Annotated in this window: 17 protein-coding genes; 3 read left to right on the top strand and 14 right to left on the bottom strand. The window is 29.7% G+C overall.

Annotated elements, in window-relative coordinates; genetic code table 11:
• Nucleotides 1-2: 2 nt before the first annotated feature.
• Entirely contained in the window at nucleotides 3-1,058 is a 1,056-nt protein-coding gene (locus ACFO3U_RS12290) for an RluA family pseudouridine synthase (protein ID WP_379742816.1), read from the top strand.
• On the opposite strand, the gene ACFO3U_RS12285 is transcribed toward ACFO3U_RS12290, so the two are convergent.
• The 8 genes from ACFO3U_RS12285 to rsfS form a co-directional block, all read right to left on the bottom strand.
• Nucleotides 1,055-2,152: a hypothetical protein gene (locus tag ACFO3U_RS12285; RefSeq protein WP_379742813.1), complete on the bottom strand. Its 1,098-nt coding sequence runs from the start codon at nucleotides 2,150-2,152 to the stop codon at nucleotides 1,055-1,057. The two genes, ACFO3U_RS12290 and ACFO3U_RS12285, sit on opposite strands and share 4 nt — an antisense overlap.
• 5 nt (nucleotides 2,153-2,157) lie before the next feature.
• Nucleotides 2,158-2,925 (bottom strand): superoxide dismutase, encoded by a 768-nt coding sequence (locus ACFO3U_RS12280; RefSeq protein ID WP_379742810.1) that lies wholly within the window; start codon nucleotides 2,923-2,925, stop codon nucleotides 2,158-2,160.
• A gap of 20 nt (nucleotides 2,926-2,945) precedes the next feature.
• Nucleotides 2,946-3,233 (bottom strand): acyl-CoA-binding protein, encoded by a 288-nt coding sequence (locus tag ACFO3U_RS12275; RefSeq protein ID WP_379742807.1) that lies wholly within the window; start codon nucleotides 3,231-3,233, stop codon nucleotides 2,946-2,948.
• Nucleotides 3,234-3,238: 5 nt separating this feature from the next.
• Complete coding sequence (locus ACFO3U_RS12270) at nucleotides 3,239-3,886, bottom strand: phosphatidylserine decarboxylase family protein (RefSeq protein WP_379742804.1); 648 nt, start codon at nucleotides 3,884-3,886, stop codon at nucleotides 3,239-3,241.
• Nucleotides 3,876-4,694, bottom strand: a complete 819-nt coding sequence (locus ACFO3U_RS12265; protein ID WP_379742801.1) for a phosphatidate cytidylyltransferase — start codon at nucleotides 4,692-4,694, stop codon at nucleotides 3,876-3,878. Before ACFO3U_RS12265 ends, ACFO3U_RS12270 begins: the two co-directional genes overlap by 11 nt.
• 1 nt (nucleotide 4,695) lies before the next feature.
• Entirely contained in the window at nucleotides 4,696-5,289 is a 594-nt protein-coding gene (locus ACFO3U_RS12260; RefSeq protein WP_379742797.1) for a lactate utilization protein B/C, read from the bottom strand.
• Between the two features lie 97 nt (nucleotides 5,290-5,386).
• Nucleotides 5,387-7,336, bottom strand: a complete 1,950-nt coding sequence (gene ftsH / locus ACFO3U_RS12255; protein WP_379742794.1) for an ATP-dependent zinc metalloprotease FtsH — start codon at nucleotides 7,334-7,336, stop codon at nucleotides 5,387-5,389.
• A gap of 2 nt (nucleotides 7,337-7,338) precedes the next feature.
• Nucleotides 7,339-7,710 carry a ribosome silencing factor gene (gene rsfS / locus ACFO3U_RS12250; protein ID WP_379742791.1) on the bottom strand — a complete coding sequence of 124 codons (372 nt, stop codon included), beginning with the start codon at nucleotides 7,708-7,710 and terminating at the stop codon, nucleotides 7,339-7,341.
• Nucleotides 7,711-7,795: 85 nt separating this feature from the next.
• Between rsfS and ACFO3U_RS12245 the strand changes: the two genes are divergently transcribed.
• Nucleotides 7,796-8,524, top strand: coding sequence for a biotin--[acetyl-CoA-carboxylase] ligase (locus ACFO3U_RS12245; RefSeq protein WP_379742788.1), 729 nt, complete (start codon nucleotides 7,796-7,798; stop codon nucleotides 8,522-8,524).
• Here the strand turns inward: ACFO3U_RS12245 and ACFO3U_RS12240 are convergent.
• From ACFO3U_RS12240 to ACFO3U_RS12230, 3 genes are all read right to left on the bottom strand, one after another.
• Nucleotides 8,521-9,645, bottom strand: coding sequence for an endonuclease (locus tag ACFO3U_RS12240; protein ID WP_379742785.1), 1,125 nt, complete (start codon nucleotides 9,643-9,645; stop codon nucleotides 8,521-8,523). The two genes, ACFO3U_RS12245 and ACFO3U_RS12240, sit on opposite strands and share 4 nt — an antisense overlap.
• A gap of 10 nt (nucleotides 9,646-9,655) precedes the next feature.
• Nucleotides 9,656-10,870 carry an RsmB/NOP family class I SAM-dependent RNA methyltransferase gene (locus ACFO3U_RS12235; RefSeq protein ID WP_379742781.1) on the bottom strand — a complete coding sequence of 405 codons (1,215 nt, stop codon included), beginning with the start codon at nucleotides 10,868-10,870 and terminating at the stop codon, nucleotides 9,656-9,658.
• A 112-nt stretch (nucleotides 10,871-10,982) separates the two neighbouring features.
• Complete coding sequence (locus ACFO3U_RS12230) at nucleotides 10,983-12,287, bottom strand: hypothetical protein (RefSeq protein ID WP_379742778.1); 1,305 nt, start codon at nucleotides 12,285-12,287, stop codon at nucleotides 10,983-10,985.
• 169 nt (nucleotides 12,288-12,456) lie between these two features.
• Between ACFO3U_RS12230 and ACFO3U_RS12225 the strand changes: the two genes are divergently transcribed.
• Complete coding sequence (locus ACFO3U_RS12225) at nucleotides 12,457-13,515, top strand: sialidase family protein (RefSeq protein ID WP_379742776.1); 1,059 nt, start codon at nucleotides 12,457-12,459, stop codon at nucleotides 13,513-13,515.
• Between the two features lie 65 nt (nucleotides 13,516-13,580).
• Here ACFO3U_RS12225 and ACFO3U_RS12220 read toward each other — a convergent pair whose 3' ends face one another.
• The 3 genes from ACFO3U_RS12220 to ACFO3U_RS12210 are packed head-to-tail and all read right to left on the bottom strand — an operon-like array spanning nucleotide 13,581 to nucleotide 15,285.
• Nucleotides 13,581-14,147: a YceI family protein gene (locus tag ACFO3U_RS12220; RefSeq protein ID WP_379742773.1), complete on the bottom strand. Its 567-nt coding sequence runs from the start codon at nucleotides 14,145-14,147 to the stop codon at nucleotides 13,581-13,583.
• A gap of 30 nt (nucleotides 14,148-14,177) precedes the next feature.
• The gene (locus ACFO3U_RS12215) at nucleotides 14,178-14,810 is read right to left on the bottom strand and encodes an NAD(P)H-dependent oxidoreductase (protein WP_379742770.1); all 633 of its coding nucleotides are present in this window, start codon (nucleotides 14,808-14,810) and stop codon (nucleotides 14,178-14,180) included.
• A gap of 19 nt (nucleotides 14,811-14,829) precedes the next feature.
• Complete coding sequence (locus tag ACFO3U_RS12210) at nucleotides 14,830-15,285, bottom strand: MarR family winged helix-turn-helix transcriptional regulator (protein ID WP_379742767.1); 456 nt, start codon at nucleotides 15,283-15,285, stop codon at nucleotides 14,830-14,832.
• Nucleotides 15,286-15,348 lie beyond the last annotated feature (63 nt).

Below are 15,348 nucleotides of genomic sequence, written 5' to 3'. Positions count from 1 at the left end.
TAATGAACGAAGAAGAGAAAAATATTGATGCTGAATTGGAAGAAGATTCGCTACATGAGCATTTTAAATTTGAAGCCACAAAAGGTCAAGCACCATTGCGAGTTGATAAATTTTTAATGAATTATATTGAAAACGCTACTCGAAATAAAATCCAACAAGCAGCAACAAACGGAAATATTTTTGTAAATGATATTCCTGTAAAGTCAAATTACAAAGTAAAGGCTTTTGATGTGGTTCGTGTTTTGTTAGAATATCCTCCATTTGAGAATTTAATTATTCCCGAAAATATTCCTTTAGATATAGTGTATGAAGATGATCAGTTATTGGTTATCAATAAGCCACCAGGTTTAGTAGTTCATCCAGGTTATGGAAACTATACTGGAACCCTTGTAAACGCTTTGGCTTATCACTTTGATAATTTACCTATGAACAGTTCAGAACGACCAGGATTGGTCCATCGAATTGACAAAGATACTTCTGGTTTGATGGTTGTGGCAAAAACAGAATCTGCTATGACATATTTAGCTAAACAATTTGCCGATAAAACTTCTGAAAGAGAATATATAGCTATTGTTTGGGGAAATATAGAAGAAGATGAAGGCACCATTGAAGGAAACATCGACAGACATGTGAGTAATAGAATGCAAATGGCAGTTTATGATGTGGATAGTGATAAAGGAAAACCTGCTATAACACATTATAAAGTTCTTGAACGTTTAGGATACGTTACTTTGGTTTCTTGTAAGTTAGAAACAGGAAGAACTCATCAGATTCGTGTACACATGAAACACATTGGTCATACGTTGTTTAATGATGACCGTTATGGTGGTGATTTGATCTTAAAAGGAACAACTTTTACCAAATACAAACAATTTGTAGATAATTGTTTTAAAGTATTACCAAGACAAGCACTTCATGCAAAAACCTTAGGTTTTGAACATCCAACTACAAAAGAGTTTATGCGTTTTGATTCAGAAATTCCTCAAGACATACAAGATTGTATTGAAAAATGGAGAACGTATTCTAATGCAAAAAGTATTGAAGATTTAGAAGATTAATAATATTCAATTTTTCTTGAAGTATAGAAAACAATATTATTTACTGTTGTTTTTTTACCAATCCAATTGTTATTATCGTCATAAGTATATTCAATCTGTTTGTTGTAGATTTCGTTGCCTTTTCCATCTGTGACAATTTGGTATATTAAATTGTTTTTAAAATCGTATTTATAAACTGTTTCAGAGACTAATTTTCCATTTTTATATACTTTCCAAACTGTTGTATTGTCATTTTGGTCATATTCAAACTCTTCTTTGTTTTTAGAGTTATCATAAACTTCAAAACTTTCTTTAGTAATTAAACGCTTTTTATCATCATAAGTTCTAGACAACTCAACATCTAAACTTCCATTGTCAGTAAAAGTTTGAGAAGTTAGCATCTGATTGTAACTGTTATAAACGGAATTTGTTTTTGAAATTACTTTGAAATTTTTGTCATAGTATATTTCCGAAGTTTTGTTGCCGTTATCATCATATTCAATAGAAAGTCTTGTTTGCATGGTTGGCTTATTTCGAAAATAACTTTCTTCACTAACTCTATTGTTATCATCATAACTAAAGCTAGTTCTATTTGCTTGTTTTTCGTTGCCATCATATTTGTAGTGTTCTACCAATCGTCCATTATTGTACTGAAATACTTCTTTATCTAACAATCTAGAGCCATTGAATCGTCTTGCGATAATAGTATTTTTATCACCCTCCCAAGTGTATTTCGTTTCTACATATTCAGTAGCAGTTGTAAAGTTTCTTTTGGAAATCATTTTATCTTTTCCATCATAGACTATATCTTCGGCTACATTTCCATTTTCTTTATAGGAAATTTTGTTAATTAGCTTACCTTTATTATCAAACTTTAAAGCAATATCTGGACTAAATTGGTTTTCAAACTTACGTACCGAACTAGTGTTTCCACCATCTTTTTTTTCTTCAGTTGTGTATTCTAAAGTTGATTTTACGTTTCCTTTTAAACCAAAATCATTCCATTCAGAATGTGCTCTTGAAGTTCCTGTATCATCATTATTTTCTGTTGTTTTTTCTTTCTTGCAAGAAATTAGTATTGAAGTCAAGCAAAATAAAACGAATAGTTTTTTCATAATTGTTACTTAGTAGCTATAGCGTTGTCAAATTTTTGAGAAACAGTTTTCCAGTTGATTATATTAAAAATTCCAGAAATATAATCGGTTCTTTTATTTTTGTATTTTAAATAGTAAGCATGTTCCCAAACATCAATTGCTAAAATAGGAGTTCCCTTTTCAACAGCATTTGACATTAAAGGATTATCTTGATTTGTAGTTTGTGTGACTTTTAATTTTCCGTCCTTATCAACAATTAACCAAACCCAACCAGAACCAAAAAGGTTTGTAGCTACTTCTGATAGTTTTGAGTTTAAGTTATTAAATGAACCAAAATCTCTATCAATAGCTTCAGTTAAAGCTGTTGTTGGTTTGGTGTCTTTTTTTGGACTTAAAATTTCAAAAAACAGATTGTGATTGTAATATCCACCAGCATTATTACGTAGAAATAAATTGTTGATGTCTAATTGACTTAAGATTTCTTCAATTGTTTTTGTTTTAAACTCAGTGTCATTGACTGCTGTGTTTAATTTATTGGCATATCCTAAATGATGTTTTGAATAATGAGTTTCCATTGTTGTTGCATCAATATAAGGTTCTAAATCATTGTATTGATACGATAAACCATTCATTTTAAATGGACCAGTTGTAGTTTTAACATCAGCTGGGTTACCATATATTACTTCTTCAACAACATTTGGATCGGGTAATTGTACTTCTTGTAGTTGTTTTTCTTTTTTACATCCAATTAATAATGAAATAGAAAATAAACATAATAGTACTACTTTTTTCATTGAGGTATTTTTATTGACAATTAAAGTTTTCTTTCTTTTAGTAGTGAATTTATCAATTCAATATATTGTTCTTTAGCTTCATCAATAGTTAGATGATTTACTTGCATCCAAGCATTCATCTTGAAAGCGTTTTTTAAATCATTAGAATCTTGAGAAGCTTCAATAGTTAATGAAGGTCTTGTTGAAGTAGCATGCTTATATAAACCATAAAGTACTAATTGTACATTTGGTGGAACAGATTCTTTTGGAATCTTATTAGCATTTTCAAATGCTTCATCAAATAATATATTTAACGCTTCACTATTCAATTTTACTATTTTTTTGTTAGTACAGTAACTCCTCCAATGGTTTTTTGGCCTAATTTAACATCAATTGGAGTTCCAATTGGGAAATATAAATCTACTCTAGACCCAAATTTAATAAAACCAGCATCTTTTCCTTGAACAACACGCATTCCAACTTGTGCATAATTGACAATTCTACGAGCTAATGCACCAGCAATTTGACGATACATTACTTCACCATAAATACGATTTTCAATTACTACTGTTGTTCTTTCATTTTCTTCACTTGCTTTTGGATGCCAAGCTACAAGGTATTTTCCTGGATGATATTTGCTGTATTTTACAATTCCATTTAAAGCATAACGTGTAACGTGAACATTGATAGGTGACATGAAAATAGAGACCATTAATCGTTTGTCGTTGAAATATTCAGGTTCAAAAACTTCTTCAATCACAACAACCTTTCCATCCACTGGAGCAATAACATGATTGTCACTATTGTCTACTTTTCTTTTAGGATTTCTAAAAAATTGTAAAACCAATATTAAAATAACTATGGCTAAAACCTGAATAAATTTTCTTATCCAAAAATTATCAAAAACATCTGATAATAATAACAATGCTACTGAAATAATAACTGTAGCTAAAATAATTTTTCCACCTTCTTTATGAAACATAATATAAAATTTGATAAAATAAATATACAAACGGAGCAACAAATATAATACTATCTAGCCTATCTAACACACCACCATGACCAGGCATAATGTTTCCGCTATCTTTTACTTGTGCAATTCTCTTAAATTTGGATTCCACTAAATCTCCCATTGTACCAAAAACACTTGCAATAAAAGCAATTCCTATCCATATATACATAGTTTCTTTATTATCAGAACCTATAAAATATTTTGCTATTAAAACGCTCGCTAAGATACTAAATACTAAACCACCAAGAAATCCTTCTATGGTTTTTTTTGGTGAAATTCGCTCAAAAAGTTTGTTTTTTCCAATTGATTTGCCAACAACATAGGCAAAAGTATCATTAGTCCAAATTAATATAAATATACCAATAATAATTTTTGGGTTGTAGCCATTAATTCCAAACGGTATTTTAGTAATAAAAACAAATGAAAGAATAATATAACCTAATGTATAAAAGTATTTGTCTATAGTAGAGCAAGGTTTATTTTCTTTGGAAAACAAAAAGGCTATTGCTTTTATCGAAACTAGTAACGTAATCGTTAAAGTAACTTGAACGAGATTTATTGAATCTACATTGCCAAAAGTGAAGAAATAATATAAAACTATTCCAACAATAAAGGGAGCTATTTTTGAAATTTGAACAAGATTGCAAAATTCGTTTATGGCAATAACCATAAAAACACCAAATAGTAAAAAAAAACTAGTGGTAGAATAGGAGATAGCAAACAGTAACAAAACTATATAAACTACACCCGATAACAATCTGGTTAAAGTTTCGTTCATTTTATAAATCTTCTAACAGCAATAGATATAAGTTTTTGTGACTACTTCCATAATGCAGAAAGTCTTCTTCTTTTGCTTTTTCAAAATATTTAATAGTAGTTATATTGGACGGATATTCTTTGTCGTATCTTTTTTTAATATTTCTAAGACCATCACTTTTGTTTCCAACAATTTGACTTGTGGTGGCAAAAACAACCATATCACAAGGTAATTCGTTAGCTTTATATTGTTTAAATTGTTTAGATGAAAATAAAATTGAGCCATCATCTGAAATTAAATCTTCGCAAATGGTAAAAAAGAATCTAGGTTTCTTAATTTCTTTATAATCTAATTTGTTTTCGTCTAAAAGAGAAAATAATTTTTCATCATGACACAATACTTCACTTTCAAACCAGTCGTTTTCTTCAAGTATATTTTCAAATTGTTCTTTTAATTCATTAAGATTTTCGCAGTATAAAAACTTACCACCATTATTTTTAAAATTAAAAGTAAACTTTTCGTCAATTGGAGTATCTATTTGTGGTTCATAAGGACTTCCTTGTGAATCTTTATCGTCTTCTGAAGTGTTGCCAAATATTTTTTTGAATATGTTCATGTATGGCTGGATTTTTGAATTTAACCAAAGATAAAAAATCTTAACTCAAATTAAATATGAATTAAGATTTTTTATTAATAAACAATTGTTAATAACCTTAGGCTATATCTTCGTTTGTAGGAGTTGAAATTTCATCAACTGGTTTGAAATTTCTATGACCAAAAATTGTTTCTAAATCATCTTTAAAAATGACTTCTTTTTCAATCAAAATATCAGCTAGTTGATTTAATTTGTCTTTATTTTCTTCCAAAAGTTTAATAGCTCTTTGGTATTGACCTTCAATTAAGATTGATATTTCACTATCAATAACTCTAGCAGTATCTTCAGAATAAGGTTTAGAGAAATTGTAATCATTTTGCCCTGATGAATCGTAATAAGTTATGTTTCCTAATTTTTCATTTAAACCATAAATAGTTACCATTGCTCTTGCTTGTTTTGTAACTTTTTCCAAATCACTTAAAGCTCCTGTAGAAATATTATTAAACATTACTTTTTCTGCAGCTCGACCACCCATGGTAGCACACATTTCGTCTAACATTTGCTCTGGACGAACAATTTGTCTTTCTTCAGGTAAATACCAAGCAGCTCCAAGACTTTGTCCACGAGGAACAATAGTTACTTTAATCAGCGGTGCAGCATGTTCTAACATCCAACTAACAGTTGCATGACCAGCTTCGTGAACTGCAATGGCTCTTTTTTCTTCTTTTGTGATGATTTTATTTTTCTTTTCTAAACCACCAATGATTCTATCAACAGCATCTAAGAAATCTTGTTTATCAACTGCTTTTTTGTTATTTCTAGCAGCAATTAAAGCAGCTTCATTACAAACGTTTGCAATATCAGCACCTGAAAATCCTGGAGTTTGTTTTGCTAAAAATTCCGTATCTAAACCTTCTGCTTTTTTTAGAGGTTTTAAATGTACTTCAAAAATTTCTTTACGTTCTCTAATGTCTGGTAAGTCAACATAAATTTGACGGTCAAAACGACCAGCTCTTAATAATGCTTTGTCTAAAACATCAGCTCTGTTGGTAGCAGCAATTACAATTACATTTGTATTTGTACCAAAACCGTCCATTTCAGTTAAAAGTTGATTTAAAGTATTTTCTCTTTCATCATTTCCACCTGACATGTTACTTTTTCCTCTAGCCCTACCTACTGCATCAATTTCATCAATAAAAATGATTGATGGAGATTTTTCTTTGGCTTGTTTGAATAAATCTCTAACACGAGAAGCACCAACACCTACAAACATTTCCACGAAATCTGAACCAGATAAAGAGAAGAAAGGAACTTTAGCTTCACCAGCAACGGCTTTTGCTAATAATGTTTTACCTGTTCCTGGAGGACCAACTAATAAGGCTCCTTTTGGAATTTTACCACCTAATGAAGTATATTTTTCTGGAGTTTTTAAAAATTCAACAATTTCTTGTACTTCTTCTTTTGCTCCTTCAAGTCCTGCTACATTGGCAAATGTTGTTTTTACATCTGTTTTTTCATCAAATAATTTAGCTTTAGATTTTCCAATGCTAAAAATTTGACTTCCACCACCACCAGCTCCACCACCAGACATTCTTCTCATCATAAAAATCCAAAGACCAACTAATACCAAAATTGGTAAGAATGAAAGGAATATTTCTGTCCAATCACCAGATGATTTAAAATCATAATTAGTTATTAAACCTTTATCAGATGCTTCAACTAACTTCTTTTGAAACAACTCTTCATTACCAATATTTTCTAATAAATAGTGAGGTCCTTTTTCATTTATTTTACCTAAAACGTCTTTGTTTACAGCATCATATTTTTTGTCGCTTAAAACTTCTTTTTTTAAGAAAATTTCGGCAGTTTTACCATTGAAAACAACAACTTTATCAACTTGAGAAGAATCTAATAGTTGATTGAATTTTGAAATGGTTGTTGGTTTAGGGTTGCTTAAATCAACTCCAGATGATGCCACTTGAATAATGAAAAATAAGGCAAGAACTGAAAGAAATATATACCAAGGACTAAATTTAAAGCCTGGTTTTTTATTATTATCGTTTGACATATTTAATTTTTATTTTCTAATGAAATGATGTTTGCGTCTCCCCACAAACCTTCAATGTTATAATATTCTCTAATGTGTTTTTGAAAAACATGAACTACTACGTTAACATAATCCATAAGTACCCATTCGGCATTTTCAGAACCTTCAACATGCCAAGGTTTGTCTTTTAATTCTTTTGAAACTACTTTTTGGATAGAGTTAACGATTGCATTGACTTGTGTGTTAGAATTTCCGTTGCATATGATAAAGTAATCACTAACGGTGTTGTCAATTTCTCTAAGATCAAGAATATCAATATCATTCCCTTTTACATCTTCTATACCTTTGATGATATTTGCTATTAAATCATCATTACTTACTTTCTTTTTAGTCATCTAAATTTTTTACTTTATGCAAATTTACCAAAATTTGTCTTTACATTTGAACGTTAACAAAAGTTTACAAAAATTATTTTTGCACATGAATATCATCAAACTAAATGCCACAAACTCAACTAATGACTATTTAAAGGATTTAATGCGAAAACAGTTTGTTGATAACTTTACAATTGTGATTGCAAGTAATCAAGAAAAAGGTAGAGGTCAACGCGAAGCGGAATGGTTTAGTGAATCAGGTAAAAACTTAACATTTAGTGTTTTAGTAAGGGATTTGATAATGAGTCCAGCGGAATTATTTACTTTAAATATTGCTGTTGCTTTAAGTGTTTTTGAAACTTTAAACGTACTGACAAGAAAAAAAACTGCTGTAAAATGGCCTAACGACATTATGGCAGATAACAAGAAAATTGCTGGAATTTTAATTGAAAATGCCATTCAACAAAATGGTGAAATTTATTCGGTTATTGGAATTGGACTTAATGTAAATCAAATTAATTTTAATTTGGCTAAAAATATCACTTCATTAAAACTATTAGAAAATATAGATTTTAATTTAGATAGAGTCTTGAATTTACTTTTAGAAAATTTGAAACAAAATATTTCTTTGGTTCGAAGTAATAAAGAAGTTTTATGGGAAAAATATTTAGAAAACTTGTTTAAAAAAGAAATTCCCACAACCTTTGAAGATGAAAATCAGCAAAAATTTATGGGAATTATTAAAGGTGTTTCTTCAATTGGTCAACTTCAGGTTTTGCTTGAAGATGATTCCATACAAAATTATGGAGTTAAAGAAATTAAGATGTTGTATTAATTAACGATAATTTTTTTAATTACCGATTGATTTTCTGAACTTAATCTCAATAAATAAAAGCCTTGAGGTAAATTGTCTAAACTATATGTATTATTAGTGAATTCTGGTTTTTGAACAACTTGAATTAATTGACCGTTTAAGTTTATTAATTGAATTTCATCTAAAGTAATTTCAGATTCAATGTTGATTTTATTGTCGTTAGTTGGGTTTGGATATACTGAAATTTCTTCCAATTTAGCAAATGTATTTGACGCTAATGCTGCACATTGTGTTGGCCAAATTTGGCAAACATATTCTGGATGATCAATATATGGATTTCTATTTCCTTGATGTTGATATACTCTGTTATTAATTGCCATTTCTCTAGTAGAAACAGGGTCACTCAAATGCCAAGTTATTAGAATATTTAAAAAGGTATCTGAAAAAACTTTATTATTAGAACCATCAAACATTGCTTTTGCTTGAGTTGTTGAACCATTTGTTGTGTTGTAAAAATTGGACATGATGTTTTCATATCTAGTTGCAAAATAAAAGAAACTTCTTGCAATATCTCCTTTGAATTCATCAATTGGTTCAAAAACAGTTCCACTATATCCTGCAGAATATCCTGAATTTAGATTATCTCCTTTTTTAGAAGTATTTGTAGAAGTGTATGTTGCTGTACTAACTCTTCCAAAAGGTAAATTGTTTCTTTGTCCGTTAACATAACCATCAGATGGAACTACGTGAAAAGCATCGTTTTTCATTGGGTCAACCGCATAATTATCAAAATACGATTGAGGAACTAAGTGCTCTCGATTGTAACAAATTCCTTCACCGCTATAGTTTCCACATTGCTGAGAAGTTGTTGTATATTGATAGTTATCTGGACCAGCAGGTTTTTCTGAATACATATCTAATAATGAGCCATCATTTTCATAATAATTATCTCTAAATGCAGAATCTGTATATAAAGTCCATAGTGCAGCATATCCTTGATCATTATGGTTCTTAATGATGTTGTATAACTGTGTTTTTAAAGTATAACCACTTCCTGTAGCAGTATTATAATATCCTGTTGGAATTTGAGCAAAACCAATTGAAATGCTCATTATAAATAATAAAATGTAATTCTTTTTCATATCTATTTAATTATGAATTTTTTTCCATTAGTGCCATATAAAACCCATCAAAACCTGATTGGTGAGCAAATACGTTTTTATCTTTTACTAATTTGAATTTTTTTCCTTCTTCAGTTTTCAAGAATTTTTGAACTTGTTCTTGATTTTCTGAAGGTAATATGGAACAGGTAGCATAAACTAATTTCCCACCTGGTTTTACAATTTTGGAATAATTATGCAACACTTCTTCTTGCACTTTTTTGATATTCTCAATAAATTCAGGTTGCAATTTCCATTTACTGTCTGGATTTCTTTTTAAAACACCAAGTCCACTACAAGGAGCATCAATAAGAACTCTGTCTGCTTTTTCGTGAATTTTTTTAATGACTTTAGTTGAATCAATTACTCTAAATTCAGCATTAAAAACCCCATTTCTTTTGGCACGGATTTTTAATTGCTTCAATTTACTTTCATAAATATCCATGGCAATTAATTGTCCTTTGTTTTCCATTAAAGAGGCTAAATGCAATGTTTTTCCACCAGCACCAGCACAAGTATCAACGACTCTCATACCTGGTTTTACATCTAAAAAATAAGCTACTAATTGAGAAGAAGCATCTTGAACTTCATATAAACCTTCTTTAAAAGCTGGTATAAGAAAAACGTTTGCTCTTTCTTTTAAAACAAGAGCATCTGGTTGGTCTTTTAAATATTCAGTTTCAATATTATGATCCATTAAAATGGAACGTACTTTTTCTTTGGTAGTTTTTAAAGTATTAACTCTCAAAATTACTTTTGCTTGTTCATTTTGAGCCGCTAATTCTTTTTCCCAAACTTCTTTTCCAAGTTCTTTTAAACCTAATTCATCCATCCAATCTGGAATAGCTTCTTTGAATTTTCTAATTTTTGTCAATTCATCAAAACGTCCTTTAATTTTTCTGGTTGGAGTAGCTTCAAAATATTTCCAATCGGGTAATTTTATTCCTCTTAAAACAGCCCAAACAGCAAAAATTCTCCAAACATCATCTCTAGTAAAGGGTTCTTTTACTTCTGCAATTTCGGTATATAATCTTTTCCAACGAACAATTTCGTAAATAGTTTCGGCAACAAATTTACGGTCATGACTTCCCCAACGTTTGTCTTTTTTCAAGGCTTGTGCAACCATTTTATCGGCATAAGCACCTTCATTGAAGATGGCCATTAATGAATCAATAACTGTAAATACTAAATTTCTGTGTAATCTCATTTCTTTTTTAATCAGCTTGCAAAGATAGTATTAATAATGTGTTTATAGAATTTTTTAATCATAAAAAAAGACCACATTGCTGCAGTCTTCATTTTTATATTTAATTTGAATTTTATCCTCTTCCGCTTCTTGATGAACCTCCTCTAGACGAACTTCCAGTGGAAGAACCTCTATTTGATGAAGAACCTCTTGAACTTCCCATTGAAGGTGAACTTGAACGAGATGGAGCACTTGCTCTAGATGGTGAACTCGTTCTTGAAGGAGCACTTGTTCTGGTTAAGGAAGAACCTCTATTTGAAGTTATTGCTTTTGGAGAAGAACTTCTTGTAGAAGTACTAACTCTTGGTGAAGAATTACTATTAGAATTTCCACTTCTGGTTGAAGTTGTATTTCTTGTTGAACTATTTGCTCTTGTGCTTTCACTTCTTGTCGAAGTAGTATTTCTTGGTGTTTCTACCGAAACGCTATTACCTCTTGTTGAAGTTGTTGCTCTTGTATTTCCTTCTCTAGTTGCAGTTGTGTTTCTTGTAGAATTAGTTGCTCTAGTACTTCCTTCTCTAGTTGAAACTTCGCTTCTTGTTGAATTATTACTTCTAGTAGAGTTGTTGCTTCTTGTTGAAGATTCAATTCTAGGTTGTGTATTTCCTCTTTCTCTTGCATTTACTGTTCTTGTACTTCTTGTTCTGTCTAATTCATATCTATTAGTTACAGATGCATTTCTGTGCGAGAATGAACGATTTGGATATCTTACTTCATAAGCGTTTGCTCTTCTTCCATAATATGCATTGTATGAAACTCTGCAATTTCTATAGTTTACGTAGTTATAAACGTGACCATATCCACCAATATAGACATTTATGTGATTTCTATATCTAAATACTGGAAATGGACTCCAATATGAATAGTATGAAGGATAATAACCCCAATACCAACTTGAATAATATGGACGATAATTTGTAACCCAAAAAGTTGTGTATATAACTGGAGTGTGAACATAAACTGGTTCGTAAATATAATTTTCACCATACATATAAACATCACCAACCACTTGAACTTGAACTTTATTGTTTTTATCACGTTGTACTTCAATTGTAGCAACATCTTGGTATAAATCTTTGTCAATAACTGATTGTACAATGATAATATGATCATTTCCTTCGATTGATTCAATCACACGTAAATAGTCTACATAATTATCACCGTTTAAGTCCAAATTACTAATTTGTGCTTTTGGGTCATTAATTCTTTTTTCAAAATCTTCTAAATCAGAAGCTTCTCCAAAGATAGTTGCAATAGCTCTTAAATCTAAATTATCACTGATTTCAGAATTATTAGCTGTAACGGTAGTTTTATCTTGTGCAAATACACTCATTAGTGAAGCACTAAGTAAAAAGGCTAGGGTGAATAATTTTTTCATATCTATAAGTATTAATTGTTCTTGAATTTTGTTTCAAATAATAATTACCAATTTCTGTGCCAAAAACGTTTGGTTAGATTTATAATATTGTAAATCAGCTTATTATAAAAATTATTTTTTTTAAAGAAATCTAATTTATTTTTTAATAGCTTTACCTAAAAATATAAATATGATGAAATATAAAGTTTCAATTTTGAGTTTTGTTGGTAGTATATTGTTCTATTCTTGTGCTTCAAATAAAACTGAAATGACTAATTATACTAAAGTCGAAACCCAATCACTTTTAAACGAAAAAATAAGTATTAGAGCTATTTTGACCGATGATAATTATCTTTGGTATGCTGGAGATAATGGCAATTATGGAAAAATAAATTTAAAGACTAATGAAGTTTCAAAGTTTAAAATTCAATCTGATACAATTGTAAATGAAATTAGAAGTATAGCTCAAACAAAAGAATATATTTTTTTATTACCAGTAGCAAATCCAGCAAATGTTTATAAAATTTCTAAGAAGGATAACTCACAAAAAATAGTATATACTGAGGTAAATGAAAAAGCATTTTATGATTCTATGCAATTTAAAGATGAGATAAATGGAATGGCAATGGGTGATCCAACAAATAATTGTTTGTCTGTAATTGTTACTAATGATGGAGGAAATTCTTGGAGAAAAATCAATTGTGATAATTTGCCAAAAGTAGTTGAAGGAGAAGCCGCTTTTGCAGCTAGTAATTCAAATTTAATGTTAGAAAAATCAAAATCATTCATGGTTTCTGGTGGAAAAAAATCAAGATTATTTGCAAGTGATGATTTTGGAAAAACTTGGCAAGTTTATAATACACCAATAATTCAAGGTGAAGAAATGACTGGAATTTTTACGGCTGATTTTTACAATGATAAAATCGGATTTATTGCTGGTGGGAATTACATGAAACCAAACGACAATACTAATAACAAAGCCATAACTTTTGATGGAGGAAAAACTTGGAAATTAGTGGCTAATAGTGAAGGATTTGGATATGGTTCTTGTGTGCAGTTTGTTCCAAAAAGTAGTGGAAAAGCATTAGTTGCTGTTGGTGCAAATGGAATTCAATATTCCAATGATTTTGGAAATTCATGGAAACAATTGAATGAAGATAAAGAACTTTACACCATTCGATTTTTAGATTCAAAAACAGCCTTTGCAGCTGGAAGAAATAAAATTATCAAACTTAACTTTACAGAATAAAAAAGAGAAAGGCTATTCATGTTATTTGAATAGCCTTTTTTTATAGCAATTTTTCCCTTTTTAAATTAGAATGATAAAACTACATTTAAAGTAAAATCATCATTGATAGCTCTATCTCCTAAACCATCAAAAATACTTCCAGAGTTATATTCAATTCCGTATTTTGTTCTGTCTATTACAACTTCAGCAGTAGCAGTTTTGTCTTTAACCACAATATCAAAAACAACTTCATTTGTTTTGTCTTTAATAGTTAAATCTGCATAAACTGTGTATGTGTTATTTTCTTTAGTAGCGATTTTTTTGAAAACTAATTTAGAAGTTGGGTATTTGTCAGTTCCAAAGAAATCATCTGCTTTTAAATGTCCTTCTAATTTTCCTTTCATTCCACCTTCTAAATCTGTAACATTGATTGATGTCATGTCAACTGTGAAATTTCCACCAACTAATTTTTTTCCGTCAAATACTAAAGCTCCTTCTTTTAAGCTTACTGTTCCTTCGTGTTTACCAGTTACTTTTTTTCCAACCCAGTTGATTGTACTTTTTGCAGCATCTACTTTTACTGTTTTTTGTGCTGTAGCTGAAAATGTAACGAATGCTACTAATGTTAATGCGATTGATTTTAAATTTTTCATTTTTGTTTTAATTTTTAGTGATTGTTTTTATTAGATTGTTTCAAATAATTCGTCGATTGGTTTTCTTACTTTTGGATAGTGTTGCGTTGCATCTTCTTCATGACGATACCCTAAAGTTGCTACTAATGAAGCATTAAGACCTAGTTTATCTAATCCTAAAATTTCATTATATTTTTCTGGTTCAAAACCTTCCATTGGAGTTACATCAATTTTTAGTTCAGCAGCAGCATTTAATAAATTTCCTAATGCTAAATAAGTTTGTTTTGAAGTCCAAGTTGCTTTAATATCTGTTGGTAAAGGAGTAATTTTTGACTTCATGAAATCGCTATATCCTTTTAAGTCTTCAATAGCTAAACCTCTTGTTTGTGCCATGTTGCTCATGTAATTGTCAATATGATTATCTTGAACATCGATGATATTTGCAAATACAAATAGGTGAGAAGCCTCAACAATCTGAGATTGTCCCCAAGAGACAGGTTGTAATTGTGTTCTTATTTCTGGATTTTCAATAATTAAAACTTTGTAAGGTTGTAAACCATAAGAGGAAGTGCTTAATTGAATTGCTTCTTTCAAAGTTTCCAAATCTTGTGCTGATATTTTTTTTGAGGCATCAAATTTTTTAGTAGCATAACGCCAATTTTGATTTTCTAAAAATGTATTCATATTGTAATTAATGTTTAATTTATATTTTTCTAAATTTTTCTAATAATTCGTTTAATGTAATTAATTCAATTTTAGATAAGTTTTGAGCAAAACTTCTTTCATGTTTTGTTATGGATGGATCAAGATCACTTAAAACATCTAACCCTTTTTGGGTGATAGCCACTTCCATTTTTCTTCTATTTTCAGGACAAATTTCTCTTGTAACAAGTTCTTTTAATAGAAGTTTATCAACTAATCTAGTAGTGTTACTTGTCTTAGCAATCATACGTTCTTGTATATCGCACATATTGATAGATTTTCCATTTTGTCCTCTAAGAATGCGTAAAACATTAAATTGCTCTGCAGATAAATCAAACGGTTTCAATAAATCATTAAATTTTTCTGCAATAACATTCTGAGAATACATCACATTAAGTAATGTTTTCTTTTCAATTGCTATAGGAGTTTTACTTTTTATAATATCTTCAATTTTCATAATTGTATATACAAATATTAACGGTACAAATGTAGTATATTTTTTAATTGTATATACAAATGT

The sequence above is a fragment of the Flavobacterium ponti genome (assembly GCF_042652765.1).
In the GTDB taxonomy this organism is placed as follows: Bacteria; Bacteroidota; Bacteroidia; order Flavobacteriales; family Flavobacteriaceae; genus Flavobacterium; species Flavobacterium ponti.
Note: the sequence above shows the minus strand (reverse complement) of the source record. Positions and strands in the feature narration are given on the sequence as shown.